Genomic DNA, 229 nt, shown 5'->3' on the forward strand with positions numbered 1-229 from the left:
GAGACACCCTAGCCACCTCCATAGAGATCACTCTGGAAGATCCACAGAATAGGGGCATGACCACCGCCCAGCCCGAACTGCCCCGCCCCGACGGCTCCCCTCTGCGCATCCTCGCCGTGGACGACGAGCAGATGCTCCCCGATCTGCTCGCCATGGCCCTGCGCATGGAGGGCTGGGAGGTGCGCCCCGCCTCCCCCGGCCTCGAGGCGATCCAGGTCGCGAAGGAGTT

The 229-nt window shown here is 67.7% G+C and carries 1 pseudogene; it reads left to right on the top strand.

From position 1 onward, the window contains the following. Nucleotides 1-56 precede the first annotated feature (56 nt). Nucleotides 57-229, top strand: a pseudogene (locus KVS71_RS20185) (DNA-binding response regulator); the annotation flags it as partial.

The sequence above is a fragment of the Microbacterium sp. GbtcB4 genome, assembly GCF_019091465.1.
Classification (GTDB): Bacteria; Actinomycetota; Actinomycetes; order Actinomycetales; family Microbacteriaceae; genus Microbacterium; species Microbacterium paraoxydans.